Annotated in this window: 12 protein-coding genes; 4 read left to right on the top strand and 8 right to left on the bottom strand. The window is 42.7% G+C overall.

Annotation, left to right across the window (positions count from 1 at the left end; translation table 11 throughout):
- Positions 1–12 precede the first annotated feature (12 nt).
- The 7 genes from D1136_RS04410 to D1136_RS04380 all read right to left on the bottom strand — a co-directional run bounded on the left by D1136_RS04410 (position 13) and on the right by D1136_RS04380 (position 11,381).
- Entirely contained in the window at positions 13–3,072 is a 3,060-nt protein-coding gene (locus D1136_RS04410) for an efflux RND transporter permease subunit (protein WP_161876415.1), read from the bottom strand.
- Between the two features lie 16 nt (positions 3,073–3,088).
- A complete protein-coding gene (locus D1136_RS04405; RefSeq protein WP_161876414.1) occupies positions 3,089–4,147 on the bottom strand; it encodes an efflux RND transporter periplasmic adaptor subunit in 1,059 nt (352 codons plus the stop codon).
- Between the two features lie 14 nt (positions 4,148–4,161).
- Entirely contained in the window at positions 4,162–5,625 is a 1,464-nt protein-coding gene (locus D1136_RS04400) for a TolC family protein (RefSeq protein ID WP_161876413.1), read from the bottom strand.
- Between the two features lie 28 nt (positions 5,626–5,653).
- Positions 5,654–8,965, bottom strand: a complete 3,312-nt coding sequence (locus tag D1136_RS04395; RefSeq protein WP_161876412.1) for a hypothetical protein — start codon at positions 8,963–8,965, stop codon at positions 5,654–5,656.
- 24 nt (positions 8,966–8,989) lie between these two features.
- Positions 8,990–9,916, bottom strand: a complete 927-nt coding sequence (locus tag D1136_RS04390) for an ABC transporter ATP-binding protein (protein ID WP_161876411.1) — start codon at positions 9,914–9,916, stop codon at positions 8,990–8,992.
- 156 nt (positions 9,917–10,072) lie between these two features.
- Entirely contained in the window at positions 10,073–10,786 is a 714-nt protein-coding gene (locus D1136_RS04385) for a DNA repair protein RecO C-terminal domain-containing protein (RefSeq protein ID WP_161876410.1), read from the bottom strand.
- Between the two features lie 10 nt (positions 10,787–10,796).
- On the bottom strand, positions 10,797–11,381 hold the full coding sequence (locus D1136_RS04380; protein ID WP_161876409.1) for a non-canonical purine NTP diphosphatase: 585 nt from the start codon (positions 11,379–11,381) through the stop codon (positions 10,797–10,799).
- Positions 11,382–11,478: 97 nt separating this feature from the next.
- Between D1136_RS04380 and rsgA the strand changes: the two genes are divergently transcribed.
- The 4 genes from rsgA (at position 11,479) to D1136_RS04360 (ending at position 14,316) form a co-directional block, all read left to right on the top strand.
- The gene (gene rsgA, locus D1136_RS04375; RefSeq protein WP_161876408.1) at positions 11,479–12,396 is read left to right on the top strand and encodes a ribosome small subunit-dependent GTPase A; all 918 of its coding nucleotides are present in this window, start codon (positions 11,479–11,481) and stop codon (positions 12,394–12,396) included.
- A 65-nt stretch (positions 12,397–12,461) separates the two neighbouring features.
- Positions 12,462–12,980 carry a DUF177 domain-containing protein gene (locus D1136_RS04370; RefSeq protein WP_202623058.1) on the top strand — a complete coding sequence of 173 codons (519 nt, stop codon included), beginning with the start codon at positions 12,462–12,464 and terminating at the stop codon, positions 12,978–12,980.
- Positions 12,981–12,992: 12 nt separating this feature from the next.
- Positions 12,993–13,178, top strand: a complete 186-nt coding sequence (gene rpmF / locus D1136_RS04365) for a 50S ribosomal protein L32 (protein WP_013612694.1) — start codon at positions 12,993–12,995, stop codon at positions 13,176–13,178.
- A 136-nt stretch (positions 13,179–13,314) separates the two neighbouring features.
- Positions 13,315–14,316, top strand: coding sequence for a beta-ketoacyl-ACP synthase III (locus D1136_RS04360; protein ID WP_161876534.1), 1,002 nt, complete (start codon positions 13,315–13,317; stop codon positions 14,314–14,316).
- Positions 14,317–14,372: 56 nt separating this feature from the next.
- Here the strand turns inward: D1136_RS04360 and D1136_RS04355 are convergent, their stop codons facing one another.
- Positions 14,373–15,518 (bottom strand): glycosyltransferase family 9 protein, encoded by a 1,146-nt coding sequence (locus D1136_RS04355; protein WP_161876406.1) that lies wholly within the window; start codon positions 15,516–15,518, stop codon positions 14,373–14,375.
- Positions 15,519–15,527 lie beyond the last annotated feature (9 nt).

Below are 15,527 nucleotides of genomic sequence, written 5' to 3'. Positions count from 1 at the left end.
CATTCCCTTTTCTTACTTTTCTTTTTTGTCAAACAGGTAGTAGACACATGGTATGACTACCAGGGTCATAACAGTGGAAGTAAATAACCCTCCGATAACAGCTAAAGCCATCGGAGAACGCAGGGAGGCTCCTTCTCCGAAACCAAAGCACATGGGTAATAAGGCCAGTATCGTGGTCAGGCTGGTCATCATAATTGGCCGGATGCGCTGTTGTGCGGCGGCTTTGATGGCTTCCGTGAGGTTTAATCCGCTTGATTTCAGTTTATTGGCTGCATCTACTAATAGAATGGAGTTATTTACGGCAATACCAGCCAACATAATGATTCCGATAAAGGCCATCATGTTCAGGGATGCCCCTGTTAGCAGAAAAGCGTAAATACAGCCTACACCGGCTAAGGGAATAGTCAGCAGTATGGTGAACGGATGCCGCAGGGATTCGAATTGCGAAGCCATCACCATATAAACCAGTACGATGGAAAGAAGCAATGCAAACGACAAGCCATTGAAAGATTCTGCCCGCTTTTCTTCTTCCCCTGTGATTTTTGCCGAGTATTTAGCAGGGAATTGGATTTCTTCTAATTTCTCCAGAATATCCGGTGTTACCCCGCTGAGGGTATACTCCTTTTCCAACATGGCAGTCACTTTGCCTGTACGGTTTTGGTTGTTTCGGTTGATTTCTTTCGGAGCCATGGTGACGGAGATATCTGCGATTTCGCCTAACCGGTATTTCTTATCTCCCTGGTTGATTTCTACATTTTGTAATTCTTCTAAGGAAATTTCCGGTACACGGATTTCAATGTCGATGGGTTCTCCTTCTGTGTTGAAATTACTGGCTGTTTTACCGTTTAGTTTGTCCTTTACCTGAGAGGCTACAGAGGCTATATCCACTCCATAGATGCCACTTTTCAGGCGGTCGATGGAGATGTTTACTTCAGGGGCTCCTTTTTCCATGGAAGTATGGATGTTATAAAGTCCCGCTACGGAAGACAGTTTTTCTTTTATTTCCGTACTTAGTTCTTCTATCAGCTCCAACTCCTCCCCTTTGACTTCTATTACAACGGGAGCGCCTTCCGTTCCTAATATGCTTTGCAGGGCAGATTGTTCTTTCTCAAAGGAAATTTCTATCCCTTCGGGAAAGGTGTAGTGATGGTTGAGAGCCGAGATGAGATAGTCTGCGCTGAGTCGGGCGTCATTTTTCAGTTTTACCTTGATTTCTGCCTGATTTTCTTCCTCCAGTTTGCCTCCGCTTTCGCTTTCCGTGTTGGAAGGACCTACCTGTGTGAAAATCCATTCCAGCTCATTGCCGGCCAGGTCAGTAATCATATTTTCAAGCGTGGCGGCGGCATGGTCTGTACTTTGGAGGCGTGTGCCCGGTTCCAGTGTGATGAAAGTGGAAAATTCTTTGGATTCGGCTTTCGGCATGAATTCCATATCCAACAAAGGAACCAGCATATAACTGCCTGCAATCAGAATGACAGATATTGCTACCACTAAATAACGGTGTTTCAGTAATCTTCCGACAAAATTTCCATATCCTTTGATTTGTATGGATTCTTTCTGGATGTTGGGACGGGTAATGTACCGGGATGCCAGCATAGGAATCAGCAAGATAGCTACAAACAGGGAAGAAAGCAGGGAAAAAGAAACCGTCCAGGCCTGTTCTTTGAATAATTCGCCCGCAGCGCCTTGAATATAAACAATAGGCAGAAAAACGACAATGGTAGTTAGTGTACTGGAAGTAATGGCTCCTGCGACTTCGGAAGTACCTTTTATTGCCGCCTCTTTGGGAGAAAGTCCGTTTTCCAGATGACGGTAAATGTTTTCCATTACCACAATGGCATTGTCTATCAGCATTCCTGCTCCTAATGCCAGTCCTCCTAAAGTCATGATGTTAATGGTCAGACCGTTAAAATACATGAGATTGAAGGTGGTTATGATAGACACCGGTATGGATATACTGACAATCAGAGTTGTATTGATGCGGCGCAGAAAGACATAAAGAATAATCATAGCCAGCAAAATACCCATTACGGCAGAATCTTTCACTTCCCCGATGGAAGCTCCGATAAAATCTCCTTGGTTGCTGATGATATGAAATTCATAACCCGGCATGCTTTTTCGAAGCTCATCCAGTTTTGCCGTGATATTTTCCACCGCTTTCACAGTATTGTACTTATTCTCCTTATAAATACTGATACTCAGACAACGTTCCCCGTTATAGCGGGTCAGATTTTTCGGGTCTTTATTTTTCAGTTCTATAGTCGCAATGTCTTTCAGATAGACGGGAGCTTTTATATTGGAGGTTTCTCCTTCCGTGTCCGAAGGGGTTTTAAAGGCAACTATGATATTGGCAATATCTTCTAAATTCTCAATCAGATTAACCCCTTTTATGGTATATTGAATGTCGTTGTGGACAATGATCCCTCCCGACACATTTCGGTTCATGCTTTCAATTTTGGCAGCCACTGTTTCGGCTGTCAGGTGAAAAGCTTCTAACATATAGGCATTGGTTTTGATTTCCACATAAGCCTCTTCCTGACCGTTTAGTTGTAAATCAGCAACACCGTCTAAACGCACAAACTCACTGCGCATATAATTTTCTGCAATTTTGCGCAATTCGTTCATATCTTTAATCTCCTTGTGACTCATGGAGATAACCATCACTGGAGTAGCATTCGCATCATACCGGCTCACATTCAGTGAAGTGATTTCCTCATTCTGGGCAATTTGCGACATACTGCGCTGAAGGTCAAGAAAAGCCGCATCCATATCCTGGTCCCAGTCATATTCCACGGTAATGGTAGCACCTCCCGCTTTACTGCTGCTACTGACGTTTTTTACCCCTTCCTGGCGGGCTGCCATGGACTCTATTCTTTGTACGAATTGTTTCTCGATTTCTTCAGGCGGACGTTCGCCAGCCTGCAAATCAATGTAAAGGGACGGATTTTTTAAATCAGGAAAAAGATCCGTTCCCAGTTTATTATAGGAAATGAGGCCCAACAGACATACTCCGAGGGTAATCATTAATACACTGACCGGGTATTTTACGGCAAATTTAGTTATTCCCATCATAATGGTAAGGTGCTGATTATTTCATTACTTTCACTTTGCTCCGGTTACGCAGCCATTCATAACCTTTGATGACAATTTTATCCCCTGGTTCCAGACCGGTTTCAATTTCAATGTATTTGTCGTCGCTGATACCCGTTCGGATAACTTTCTCGGTAGCACTGTTCCGGTCGACGGTATACACTAATTTCCCTCCACGCCGGTTTTTGATGATATTTTTCGGAATTGACAACACAGAATCTTTCCGTATCGTCACTACGTCAGCCTTGGCAAACATACCGGGACGCAGTTTCAGGTCAGGATTGTCAATGGCGATATAGCCGGAGAAAGTGCGCGTATCTTCATTGATGGCCGGGGAAAGTTGTGTCAGCCGTCCTTTTAACGTATCCGATTTAATATTATAATTCGTCACATGTACCGGTTGACCGACTGCCAATTTTGTTAAGGCATTTTCCGGGAATTGAGTTTCTATATACATTTTACTGTAATCCATTAATTCGGCGATAGTACTTCCGGAAGCCACCTCCACCTGCGGAGTGAAATAGGGCAGGGCGACAATGACTCCCTTGAAAGGTGCCTTGATATTTAATTTATTTAAAGTAATATAGGCATTCTCAAGGGCAAGCTTGGCATTGATGTACGAATTTTCTGCATTGGTTACGTCTTTTTGTGTTGCTCCTCCTTTCTCATACAATACTTTTTGTCCTTCCCATTCTTTTTCGGTAATCTCAATTTGTAATTTTTTACTTTCCAACTGAACGTTATTCTCATATTCCTGATTCTCCAGGCGGACAATCACAGCTCCGGCTTCCACAATATCGCCCAATTGATAAGGACGGCCCGTTTTGGGATTAGTTTGAAGACGGTAAGCTCCGTTGGTTTCCGATTTCAACTCAATGGTTTTGGTTGCTTTGGCTGTCCCCGTTGTTGTAATATACTCCTCGATATTTCTGTATTGTACATCTTCAATCCATACGGGGGTAGTGGTTTCGGCTGCCGAGTTTCCCTGATTATTCCTGCATGAAACAACCAATAGTCCAAAACCGATAATACTGCTGATTTTTAAATATCTGTTCATTGTAATATGTGTTTTTATTTCAAAAGGTCTACGGGTAAATAGGATTTATTGCTTTCAAAATCCCAGAGAGTCTGTATCTTTAAATTAAGGACTTCCAGTTTATAGCTGATAACAGCATTCGTATAGGCTTGTTTGGCGTTTGTCAGCTGGGTCTGGTATTGTTGGAGTTCCATACCCGTAAGGGTGCCGTTTCTGTATTTCTCCAGGTTTATTTCATAGCTGTGTTCCGCATTTTCAATGCTCTTTTTTTTAATTTCAATCTGACGGATTAATATCGGCAGATTCCGGCAAATCTGACGTACCCCTATGGTGATATTCTTCTTCTCCTCATCCATGTCGATTTGATTCGATTCCATAGCCAACTGACTGGATTTTACCTTTGCTTTTTTAGCCCCCCAGTCAAAAATAGGTATGGTCAGGCTGATTCCGATTTGCTCGTTATCCGTAGGATTGTCGTACAGATTTTTCACTTTTCCGCTTAAAGCGTCCATAGCTATGCGGGCAGACAGATTACCTTTAAACTCATTTTCAGCTTTGGCACGGATAATATTGAAAACATCCTGTTCAAGGGTAATCTGCTTTTGCCGGAGTTCCATACGTTGCTCTAAGGCATATTTCGTGGCATCGTCCGAATTTACGTTGACCGTTACAATATCGGTATTGGGCAACACCATGATGTCTTCATCCAAGGAAATACCCAATAAAAGTTTAAAATTGTCTTTTGAGTTTTCATAGTCGATTTCTGCCGAATAAACACTTGATTCACTGGTGGCCAGATTCACTTCTGCCTGATATAATTCTTCCCTGGCAACCAGACCGGCTTCCACCTTGTTTTTGATGATGTCGTAATTTTGTTTTTGATTGTGATATTCATCCCGGGCTGTATTCAGGTCTTTTTGTTTCTGATAAACACTGTAAAATTGAGTTGTGACGTTTTTCTCTATGTTTAACTCCTGCATGGCATAGCTCAATTTGGCATTTTCTAAAGCATACTCCAATTCCTTCAACTGCATCTTCGTCCGGTTGTAGGTGAAAAGAGGTTGCTCTAACCGGAGGGACAGATTGTGATTGAAAGAAGTATTTTTTCCTCCGGAAGTTTTGTTGGAAGCGTCCTGCCAGGATAAATCATTTACAAGGGAAATGGTTCCGTCGGTCCACTTGATAGGCTGGCGGATGCCTAACGAAGCGGAAGAACTCATGATTTCGTTGGCATACCAGTTGCTATTATAACTGTCGTATTGATTATTACGGGTGTAATTGAAAGGATTGATATCCAATGAGAATTGGGATTTCAGTGAGGCATCCTGTGCTTTTAGGTTTAACTCTCTTTGTTCAAGACTGAGTTTACTTTGAATCAGCGAAGGACTGTGTTCAAAAGCAATACTCAGGGCTTTATCCAGTGTTAAAATCTCCTGGGCAAAAGAATGACTCATGCCCGAAAAAAACAGAAAAACCAGGATGAAGGTTTGTTTTAACATAGAAGGTTTATTTAATAAATGATTCATTTTATTCATTGATTCTTGTAAATTTAACAGCGTCTGCGATGACATAAGAACCTGATACATCATCTGTCAATGTGATTTTCACCTCTCCTTTCGGGAAATAAAAACTGCCTAATGACACCCATCCAGAATCTTCTTGTTCCATATCAAGCGTAATGGATTCTTTTTCCTGGTCATATGCCACTACATAGGTCTGATTTCTCTCTTCCCGGTCCCTCCGGTTACGGCGGCCGAAATTCATACCGAAGGAACCTCCGGTCTTGGGATTCCAGACAGATACGTCGTAATAGCCTTCTCCGGGAAGTTCTGTCCGCCATTCTACAGAATTCAGCCCGCTGCCCTTGCTTTTGTAAACGGCGGACTGGACAGTTTCCCCATAGCAATAGTCGGCAGCAATGGCGGTCCATTTTGTTGGCGTCCACCACGGCATGAAGTTTTTATACTTTTCCTGTTCCTGTTTTTGGAAAAGGTCTTTTAACTTATGTCGTTTATTGGAAGCAATGGTTTGAAAACCGCTGTCTTCATTGTCTATGATGATTTCATGGGGATTAGGGGCAAAGAGAGCCGGAGAGATAACGAAACTTCCGGCGAGCGTGTCCGAAATGATATTCTCGATTTTGGAAAAATTGAAAATATGAGTTGTCGGCAGATTATGTGAAATATTCGTATTGATGGTGATGCTGGCGGGGCGGTTGTCTGCAATAATTTTAATTTCACGGGCTTGTTGTGCCGGAATCTGGTAATTTCCCGTTTTGTCAGGTTCTATGCCTCCCTGAAAACCGCCTCCCTGCCGGATTTCGGCTGTGATGATAGCGTCTACATCGGAAGGATTATAAACTTTAAACCTGATTTGATATTTAGTTTCATCATCTATGACAACCTGATTGGCATCCACTTCCCGTATCAGAATGGTCGGTGAATGGTCTTCCGTATACCATTGGGGGATGAAGTCCGAAAGGGAAATCCCGAATTTTGCTTCAAATTCTGCTTCAAAAGTTTCAAAAGGTATATCAGAAAAATGGTTCCTTTCAAAAAAATCTTTCAGGAAACGATTGAAGTCATCCCGTGGTATTTGGGTTTGAATGTAATTTCTCAGGGCAATACTTTTTAATTTCAACAATTCGTAAAAAATTTCCGGTTTTAATTCCGGACTCGAAATGGCATCCCTGAAACTATGATTCTCCAGATACAGGTTTGCCCTTTGTTTATTATTGATGATACCTTCCCAGAAATGGAATACGTTAGAGGTGTTTGCAACATTTTGTACCGTATTCAGGACTATGTCCAGAATAGGATATTGCTCGGAAAGGATGAAGCCGGTATGAGAATAAAAAAGCGGAGTGATATTCAGTTTGTTTATGTACTGGTTTTGCCAGTCCCATCCGTATTGTATATTTTCATTGAAAAAATTTTCCATGAACCTGTTGAAGACCTGAATGGCGGTTTCTTCTTCGCTGAGAGGCATTTGATTGTGACGTCCCCGGCGGGCTACCCGCCTTTTTTCGACATTGAAATCAGAATTCAGGGTAGCGCCTCGTTCCGGAATAAAAACGATTTCAGGCATAACGTATTCAGTATATCCTTTCCAGTTTCGTACATAGGTGGCAAAATGCACAGGAGTTTCTGCCAGTACGAATTTGCTGAAAGGGTAGTCGCGGCCATTTAAAAATTCCGCATCATTCTTAAGATCCCGGATGACACCGGGCAATGTATCATGTAAAGCGGAAAAATGAGAAGAAAAATAATCATGACCTTTGAAATAGTAGATTTCATAAAGGGTTGAATCAATTTGTAAAGATTTCTTGTCATAATCGGCAATCGTCAGACTGATGCCGGGCAGGGGATGCCGGTTGGTAAAAATGATTGTATCGCCATTTGAGGTGCTTTCCCCTTGCGAAAGCACTGTTTTCTCTTTTGGCGGAATGACCGTCAGGGTGTAATGGACAAAATTTTTCTGGATGTTGTATGGTTCTGCAGGATGGACAGGGGCAATTGTTACGGGATACCAGATACATTCGGGAGTCAGCAGGGTAAAGTCCTGCTCTAACCAGGCATACCGTTTGCCCAAACGATAGAATGCCTGGGGAACGGTGTTGTCGGTATAGTCTTTTTCCGATACATCCGTATAGCAAATGTTTTCATCAATGCTTCCCTGATAGTGGAGGGTAAAGGTGAATTCTTCTCCTGCATCCAGTTGCTTATGAATGAGGATAACCTGGTTCTCCCGGGTGAAGGTCAATTCCTCGTTTCCGGCTTTTAAACCTTTCACTTTCAATGAAGGGTTCAGATAAAGGATAATCTCTTCGATAGATTGGGAGTGCCTGTTTTTCACTTTTAGAATACTCTCTCCCTGGAGTTGTTTTCCTGTAGGAACGATGGTCAGGTCATGGTTGATGACGGAAACCGGGTTTGCCCGGGAATATTTGTTGAAAGTAGCAGCATATTCGTTGCGCAGACGGATCTGATGGTTGTAGTCAAGGACATAAAGCAAACCCGCTGCTATTCCTGCTAATACTAATAAACAGCTGATTGCATAGATTATGGAATTTTTCCACGGTTTATGCGGAAGTCTTTTTACCAATGCGATGGTAAAACCGATAAAACCTGCTCCGCTAAGCAGGTAGATGGTCCGTTGCAGCAGAAACAATCCTAAGTTGCTGTGGCCGGTGACGTCTGAAAAAATGGTGGGGATACATGTTCCGAAAAAATCAAAGACACCGGATAAAGTATCGGAAAGATAAAAAAATATGGTACCGGTGAGACCTAACATAAGAATAAAGGTCACTGCCTGATTTTTCAACAGGCACATGACTGTGAAAGACAGGCCTAATACAAAAAGCAAGGAGGGCAGCGAAATGGTAAACAGGTAAAATACATAAGGGAACCAACTGAAAGGGGAGTGGTTGATGACGATATTGAAAAAGGCAGTGATGAACAGGGAAAGCAGGTTTAAACCGAGAAATACTTTTACGATTCCCCAGGTTTTTCCTATGATGTAGTCCGCATTGCTCATGGGCCGGACATAGATGACCTCTGCCGTATCTAACTTTTTATCTCTTTTCAGAAAACTTCCCGCAAGGAAAATAACAATAACGGATTGGGCGATGTTATAGAAAAAAATATTGCAGAAAGGCATCAGAGATGAGACTGCCAGGCGGGGCCATACCGTGTCTAAACCAAAAACTGAACTTTGATACCCTAACGTAATCAAAGTGATGCCTAATAAAGCCAATAGGGCAAAAATCCGGAAAAGCCAGCTTCTTTTCAGCAATTTAACTTCATATCGGGCTATGATATTGATATTGTGCAGAGTCATTTTATTTTTCTTTCGTCATTCAGGTTAATTAAATAGTTCGCCTCCTATCTTTTCACTGTACATGTCCATCTTATCCTTTAGCAGATAGTCCATAAAATAAACATAAGCATGTTCGATGTTGGGTGTGACGGGTTTGCCGCAGAACCCTTCCATTTCTTCTGCTACTACCTGGATTTCCCAGCCTCCTTCTGTAGGAATGGTGGAAATAATCGGATATTTTTCCTTAACCTGTTGCAATTCATGGTCTGTAACAAAGATTTCCCACACTTTGCCTGTAGCCAGAGCTATCATGTCGTCCGGAGAGCCTTCAAATTTCAGTTCTCCCCGGTTCAGTAAAGCCAATTTCTTGCACGTGCTGGATATATCGCCGACAATGTGGGTGGAAAGGATAATAATAACATCTTTATTGCTCACGTCCGACAGGATATTCCGGAAGCGGATCCGTTCCTCCGGGTCTAATCCGGTGGTCGGCTCGTCAACGATAATGACTTTCGGGTTTCCCACAATGGCTTGCGCTATACCAAGCCGTCGCTTCATACCGCCGGATAAACGGTTCGCCCACCGGTCGCGCACTTCATAAAGCCCCACTTTCCTTAACATTTCATCCACCACTTCGGCCCTGTGCCGCGTTCCTTTTATACCGGCCAGACCTGCCCCGTAATCTAAAAATTCCCAGGTCTTTAATTTTTCAAAAAAACGGAAATCCTGCGGCAGGTAACCTAATATCGAACGGATGGCTTTCCGGTCACGCAAGATGTCATAATCATCAAAAAGAATGGTTCCTGAGGAGGGATTCTGTAATAAGGTCATAATTCGCATCAGAGAAGTTTTTCCGGCACCATTAGGACCTAATAATCCGAACATTCCGGGCTCTATCTCTAAATTCAGACTGTTTAATGCCTTGTGGCCGTCCGGATATATTTTAGTAAGGTTTTTAATTTTTATATTCATAATGCAGAATTACACCTAAATAGATGTGATAAAAGTAATAAAAGATGTTAAGTTTTGGCTTTCCAAAACTTGTTTTTGCATTTTTTTAACGACATTACCATATATGAGACAGTAAAACCGGAGAAAAGTTTATTCCTGACGCATGTTCCTTCTCTATTATTTAAAAACTTCCCGGATAATCTGAATGCTTCTGATGTTAAAATTCAGGTTCAGATGAATGCTGTAAAACAGTAAGACAACATCTAAAAGGATATTGCGGGCTTCCCGGTTTAACGGAATATCTTTTAGTTTTCCCGTTTCGCAGGTACAGAGTTGATAAATCACTTTTGCCGTGTGAGGTCCGGAAAGATAAGGCCGGACGATATCCGGGGGACAGAAATGTCCCTCCTGTATGTCAAATACATATCCCTCCTGCCAGGTGGAGGTATTGATATGAAAACCCAACGGACCGGCCAGCCGGTAAAGAAATAACAGATTAAAATTGGCAATGTCCCGTTGTGTGGTGTTAAGGTATTCTGCCGACCGGCTGATGTAGTGGAAAAGCACTTCGTTTTTCCCTTCCTGGCGCAGAATCAGATGGAGGATCTCACTCCATAATAATAAAATGTTCATCCGGAAAATGTCGGAATAAAGGGCGGGTAGATTGATCAACGGAGAAATGGTACGTAATTTATGAAGTCCTCCCTTTTCATTGACGAAATATTCTATTTCAACCAATTGCATTAACTGTATGGGCTGATTTTTCCGCTTGAATACAAAAGACGGGGAGATAAAAGAAAGCGCTCCCTTCTCCAATGAATAGACGTGGATGATTTTCTGGGTATCTGTATATTGGCTTGTTTTTAATATGATGGCTTTGACCAGTTCCACTTTCCTTTTTTTAATTCCGTTCCGCTGTCTTGAGAAATTCTGCCAGTTGCCGGGTGGCCTTGCCCCGGTGACTGATTTTGTTTTTTTCTTCCATAGGCATTTCTGCAAAACTTTCCCGGTAACCCTCCGGACGAAAAATAGGGTCGTAGCCGAATCCGGCTTCGCCTTGCTGTTGAGGCAGGATTTCTCCGTCCACCCGGCCTTCAAACAAATGCTCCTGCCCGTTCAGGATTAAAGCGATCACAGTACGGAAACAGGCTTTCCGGTTTTTCTGTCCTTCCATTTCCGACATCACCTTTTTCATATTTTCGAGGGAATCTTTTGCCGGTCCGGCATAGCGGGCAGAGTAAATCCCCGGACGATTATCCAATGCTTCTACTTCTAAACCGGTGTCGTCGGCAAAACAATCATATCCGAAATGTTCTTTGATGTAACGCGCTTTTTGCAAGGCATTGCCTTCAAGGGTGTTCTGGTCTTCAGGAATATCATCGTGGCAACCTATTGTTGCTAAGGAAATGATTTCGTGTTTCCCTTTTAAGAGCCGGCTGATTTCTTCCAGCTTGTGGGTGTTATTTGTTGCAAAAACCAATTTCATGTCATCTGTGTTTTTAGCTTCTTTCGTTTCTGCAAAGTTAAAAATAATCGTTGAATCATTTTATTTTTTAGCTTTGTCATGGCCTAATAATGTTTTTATGAAAGAAGGTATCGTTGTAAAATCGACCGGAAGCTGGTATTTGGTTCGTCTGGAGGACGAAAGAACAGTAGAATGCCGTATTCGGGGGAAATTTCGTATGGGGGAGATCCGGACTACCAATCCTGTTGCTGTCGGGGATCAGGTGGAAGTGGAAGAAAATGGGGTAGAGTCTGTTATTACGGGTATCCGGCCGAGACGAAATTACATCATTCGCAAATCCACCAATTTGTCAAAGGAAGCTCATATTCTTGCCTCCAATGTCGACCAGGCCTTGTTGGTGGTGACAGTAAATCATCCGGTTACCTCCACTGTTTTCATTGACCGTTTTTTGGCTACTGCGGAAGCATATGCCATACCGGCTGTGTTGGTTTTTAATAAAATTGATTTATATGAAGGTGAAACCCGCGATAAAGGGGAGAGTCTCATGGCCATATACCGGAATATCGGTTATAAATGTTACGGAATATCGGTGACAACGGGAGAAAATATGGATGAAATCCGGGAACTGGTGTGTCATAAAGTGACTGTATTGTCCGGGTTGTCGGGTGTCGGGAAGTCTTCTTTAATCAACAGCCTGGCTCCCGGCCTGGGATTGAAGACTGCGGTCATATCGGATGCCCATGATTCCGGAAAGCATACCACCACTTTTGCAGAGATGTTTCCTTTGAAAGAGGGCGGATTTATTATTGATACTCCGGGTGTACGAAGTTTTGGTACGGTAGATATGAAAAAGGAAGAGATTTCCCATTTCTTCCGGGAGATTTTTGCTAAAGCCGGAGATTGCCGTTTTTATAATTGTACCCATACGCACGAACCGGGATGTGCGGTTATGGATGCAGTAGGGAAGGGTGAAATCAGTGAAAGCCGCTATGCCAGCTATTTGAGTATGCTGGAAGATAGCGGGAAATACAGGTAAGATATTTTTTACTTTTTGTTTTTTAATTTCTACTTTTTCTATTATCTTTGCGCCGTTTTACTTCTATGTTAGTGGACAGATTGAGAGAATATAAGATAGCGTTCAGGGGATTGGGAGAGGGCAAACACTCTTTTGAATTTGTACTGGACGAGGCGTTTTTCAGTTGTTTTGAAGCCACGAAGGAAACAAAAGGCAGAATAGACGCGAAGGTGGAGATTGTGAAAAGTTCACTTTTAATGGAAGTCAGGCTCAGCATGAAAGGCTCGGTGATAGCTCTTTGTGACCGCTGTTTGGGTGAGGTAAACATTCCCCTGGAAGGGAAAATGAATCTCTATGTGAAACAAAGCGAGCGGGAAGAAGGGAATGAAGATGATTATATTGTCGTATCGCCGGACGATGATTTTCTGGACTTGAGTACATATCTTTATGAGACTTATATGCTCCATTATCCCATGCGGGTTGTTCATCCGGAAGGACAATGTGATGAAGATATGAAAGACGTCTTGCAAAAATATGTAAGAAAAGAGGACGAAAAGCCCATAGACCCAAGATGGAATGAACTGAAAAAATTAATTAATAACTAAAATAACAAAGAAATGGCACATCCCAAACATCGAACCTCAAAACAGAGAAGAAATAAGAGAAGAACGCATGATGCGATTACGGTAACGGCTATTGCTAAGTGTTCTAACTGTGGTGCTGCTGTACAGTATCATACGGTATGTCCTGAATGTGGATATTACAGAGGAAAGTTGGCTATTGAAAAAGCAGTAGTAGCATAATCTTGCCACCAGAAGAATTGTTTTAATTATACAAAGCCGGCCTCCTATCATTTAGGGGGCTAAGCTTGTTTAAATCATTCAGGATATACCCTTGGCAGATTGAGGGTATATCATATAAATCTTGATAACTATGCAGATGAATAGGCAGAAAGCCGTCATTACCGGTGTTGGGGCGTATTATCCCGACTATATTCTCAATAATGAGGAACTGAGTCGGATGGTAGATACTTCCGATGAATGGATTATGACCCGGGTTGGAATCAAAGAGAGAAGGATTCTGAAAGATTCCGCCAAAGGAAGTGCTTGGATGGGAGCCCGGGCTGTGGAAGACCTTTTGAAAAAGACGGGAACCAAACCGGAGGACGTAGATTTGATAATCTGTGCCACTGTGACTCCCGATATGCATTTCCCCGCCAATGCTCAGGTTATCTCGGATATGGTCGGAATCAAAAATGCGTTCGGATTCGATTTAAATGCCGGCTGTTCCGGATTTATCTTTGGATTGGTTACTGCTACTCAATATGTGGAGAGTGGAAGATATAAAAAAGTGGTTTTTGTGGGATGTGAGAAAATGTCTGTGATTACAGACTACACAGACCGGAAGACTTGCCCTTTGTTTGGTGATGCCGCCGCCGCCGTATTGCTTGAGCCTACAGAAGAAGAACTGGGTGTGATGGACCATATCCTGCGTTCTGACGGTATGGGACGGGATCATTTATACATGAAAGCCGGAGGGTCCCTGAATCCCCCTTCTTTGGAAACAGTAACGAACCGGGAACATTTTATTTACCAGGACGGGCAGTTTGTGTTTAAACATGCTGTGACTAAAATGGCGGATACGGCTGCCGAAATTATGGAAAAAAATCATCTGACGGCAGATGATATTGCCTGGTTGGTCCCCCATCAGGCTAATCTCCGTATTATTGCGGCAACCGGTGACCGCATGGGATTGGACCCCTCTAAAGTGATGATTAATATCCAGAAATATGGGAATACAACCTCTGCAACCATTCCTTTGTGTTTGTATGAATGGGAACATCAGTTGCGTAAAGGGGATAACCTGATCCTGGCGGCTTTTGGAGCTGGGTTTACCTGGGGTGCCGTTTGGTTGAAATGGGCTTATGATCCTCAAAAATAGACTTTTCTTTCTATACATAAACAACCCCTGGAAGTATCTGCTTTCAGGGGTTGTTTTTAATCCACTTTTCTGACGGCTTCTGCCAGCATCTCAGGAGTAATGTCTTCCATACAGCGGTGAGCGCGTTTGCAGGTAATACCGTAATAGCAGTCACAACCACTCGGCGGTTCTATAATGATTCCCCGGTGATACATATAGAATTCATGACTGTTAAAGATATTATTTATCAAAACCAGTTTCTTCTCCAATGCTGTGGCAATGTGCATCATCATCGACACCTGAGTAACGACGATAGTACAAAGCGAACTCAGCGCAATGAACTCTTCCAGCGAAAAGTGACCCGGATAAAAAATCTTTGTTTCCTGTGCCATTTCCTGGTTTAGGGCATCCTCAGCTTCTCCTCCTATGAACATGACAAAATATCCTTGTTTTTCCAGCAGACGGCTTAATTCCATCCAGTTGGCTTTGGTCCATAGGCGGGTTTTCCATCGGGCTCCGCAACCTGTATTCAGGCCTACAATTTTCTTCGTGCCGGCAAGTTCCCGGATATAATCAAAACGGTGAACTAATTCCGGGTCATAATTCAACAGATAGGGTTCATCATTGAAAGTGAGGTGGCAAATTTCAAAGATTTCTTCCAGATAATGTTTTTTATTTTCTCTGGAAACCTGGTCGAACAAACCGGTCATTAATTTGGCTTCTGCAGCCGGTGTTGCTAAAGCAATATGATTGTCCTCCCACGTATAACCATACTTTTCGCAGGCTTCCACTTCTTTCAGTAACAGACAGGCTTCCTGTTCCTTGTCCAGGTTAATGGCTATATCGTATGTATTGTGCCGGATATTAAAGACAGAGGTAAAGTCATATTTCAGAATTTCATCAATTTTGTCCGGTGGCAGTACCGCAGGGGAGTGAGTCAACCACGTAATATGGCAATTGGGGTAAAGTGTTTTATACTTTACAACAAGGGGAGTGGTACGGATGACATCGCCTGTAGCTCCTAACTTGATAATCAGAATTCGTTTATCCACGGGGATGTAACTGCGGCAGGTATCGCATATCTCTCCTTTTTGCTTGTTGGGAAGGCAAGGGATATAACCTTTGAAATATTTGCAATTGAATTTTAGATCTTCAATGTTCATCATGATGGCCTGAATATGCTTTTGAAATAGCAATGCCAGACAGGGGTTTCTGTCTGGCATCGAAGATAA

This window comes from Odoribacter sp. Z80 (assembly GCF_009935865.1).
In the GTDB taxonomy this organism is placed as follows: Bacteria; Bacteroidota; Bacteroidia; order Bacteroidales; family Marinifilaceae; genus Odoribacter.
The sequence above is the reverse complement of the archived record's forward strand: the minus strand, read 5'-3'. Positions and strand labels throughout refer to the sequence as shown.

Excerpts from the sequence above, each read along its gene's own strand:
- D1136_RS04410 (WP_161876415.1), bottom strand. The coding sequence starts at position 3,072 with ATGATGGGAATAACTAAATTTGCCGTAAAATACCCGGTCAGTGTATTA.
- D1136_RS04405 (WP_161876414.1), bottom strand. The coding sequence starts at position 4,147 with ATGAACAGATATTTAAAAATCAGCAGTATTATCGGTTTTGGACTATTG.
- D1136_RS04400 (WP_161876413.1), bottom strand. The coding sequence starts at position 5,625 with ATGTTAAAACAAACCTTCATCCTGGTTTTTCTGTTTTTTTCGGGCATG.
- D1136_RS04395 (WP_161876412.1), bottom strand. The coding sequence starts at position 8,965 with ATGACTCTGCACAATATCAATATCATAGCCCGATATGAAGTTAAATTG.
- D1136_RS04390 (WP_161876411.1), bottom strand. The coding sequence starts at position 9,916 with ATGAATATAAAAATTAAAAACCTTACTAAAATATATCCGGACGGCCAC.
- D1136_RS04380 (WP_161876409.1), bottom strand. The coding sequence starts at position 11,381 with ATGAAATTGGTTTTTGCAACAAATAACACCCACAAGCTGGAAGAAATC.
- rsgA (WP_161876408.1), top strand. The coding sequence starts at position 11,479 with ATGAAAGAAGGTATCGTTGTAAAATCGACCGGAAGCTGGTATTTGGTT.
- D1136_RS04370 (WP_202623058.1), top strand. The coding sequence starts at position 12,462 with ATGTTAGTGGACAGATTGAGAGAATATAAGATAGCGTTCAGGGGATTG.
- rpmF (WP_013612694.1), top strand. The coding sequence starts at position 12,993 with ATGGCACATCCCAAACATCGAACCTCAAAACAGAGAAGAAATAAGAGA.
- D1136_RS04360 (WP_161876534.1), top strand. The coding sequence starts at position 13,315 with ATGAATAGGCAGAAAGCCGTCATTACCGGTGTTGGGGCGTATTATCCC.
- D1136_RS04355 (WP_161876406.1), bottom strand. The coding sequence starts at position 15,518 with ATGCCAGACAGAAACCCCTGTCTGGCATTGCTATTTCAAAAGCATATT.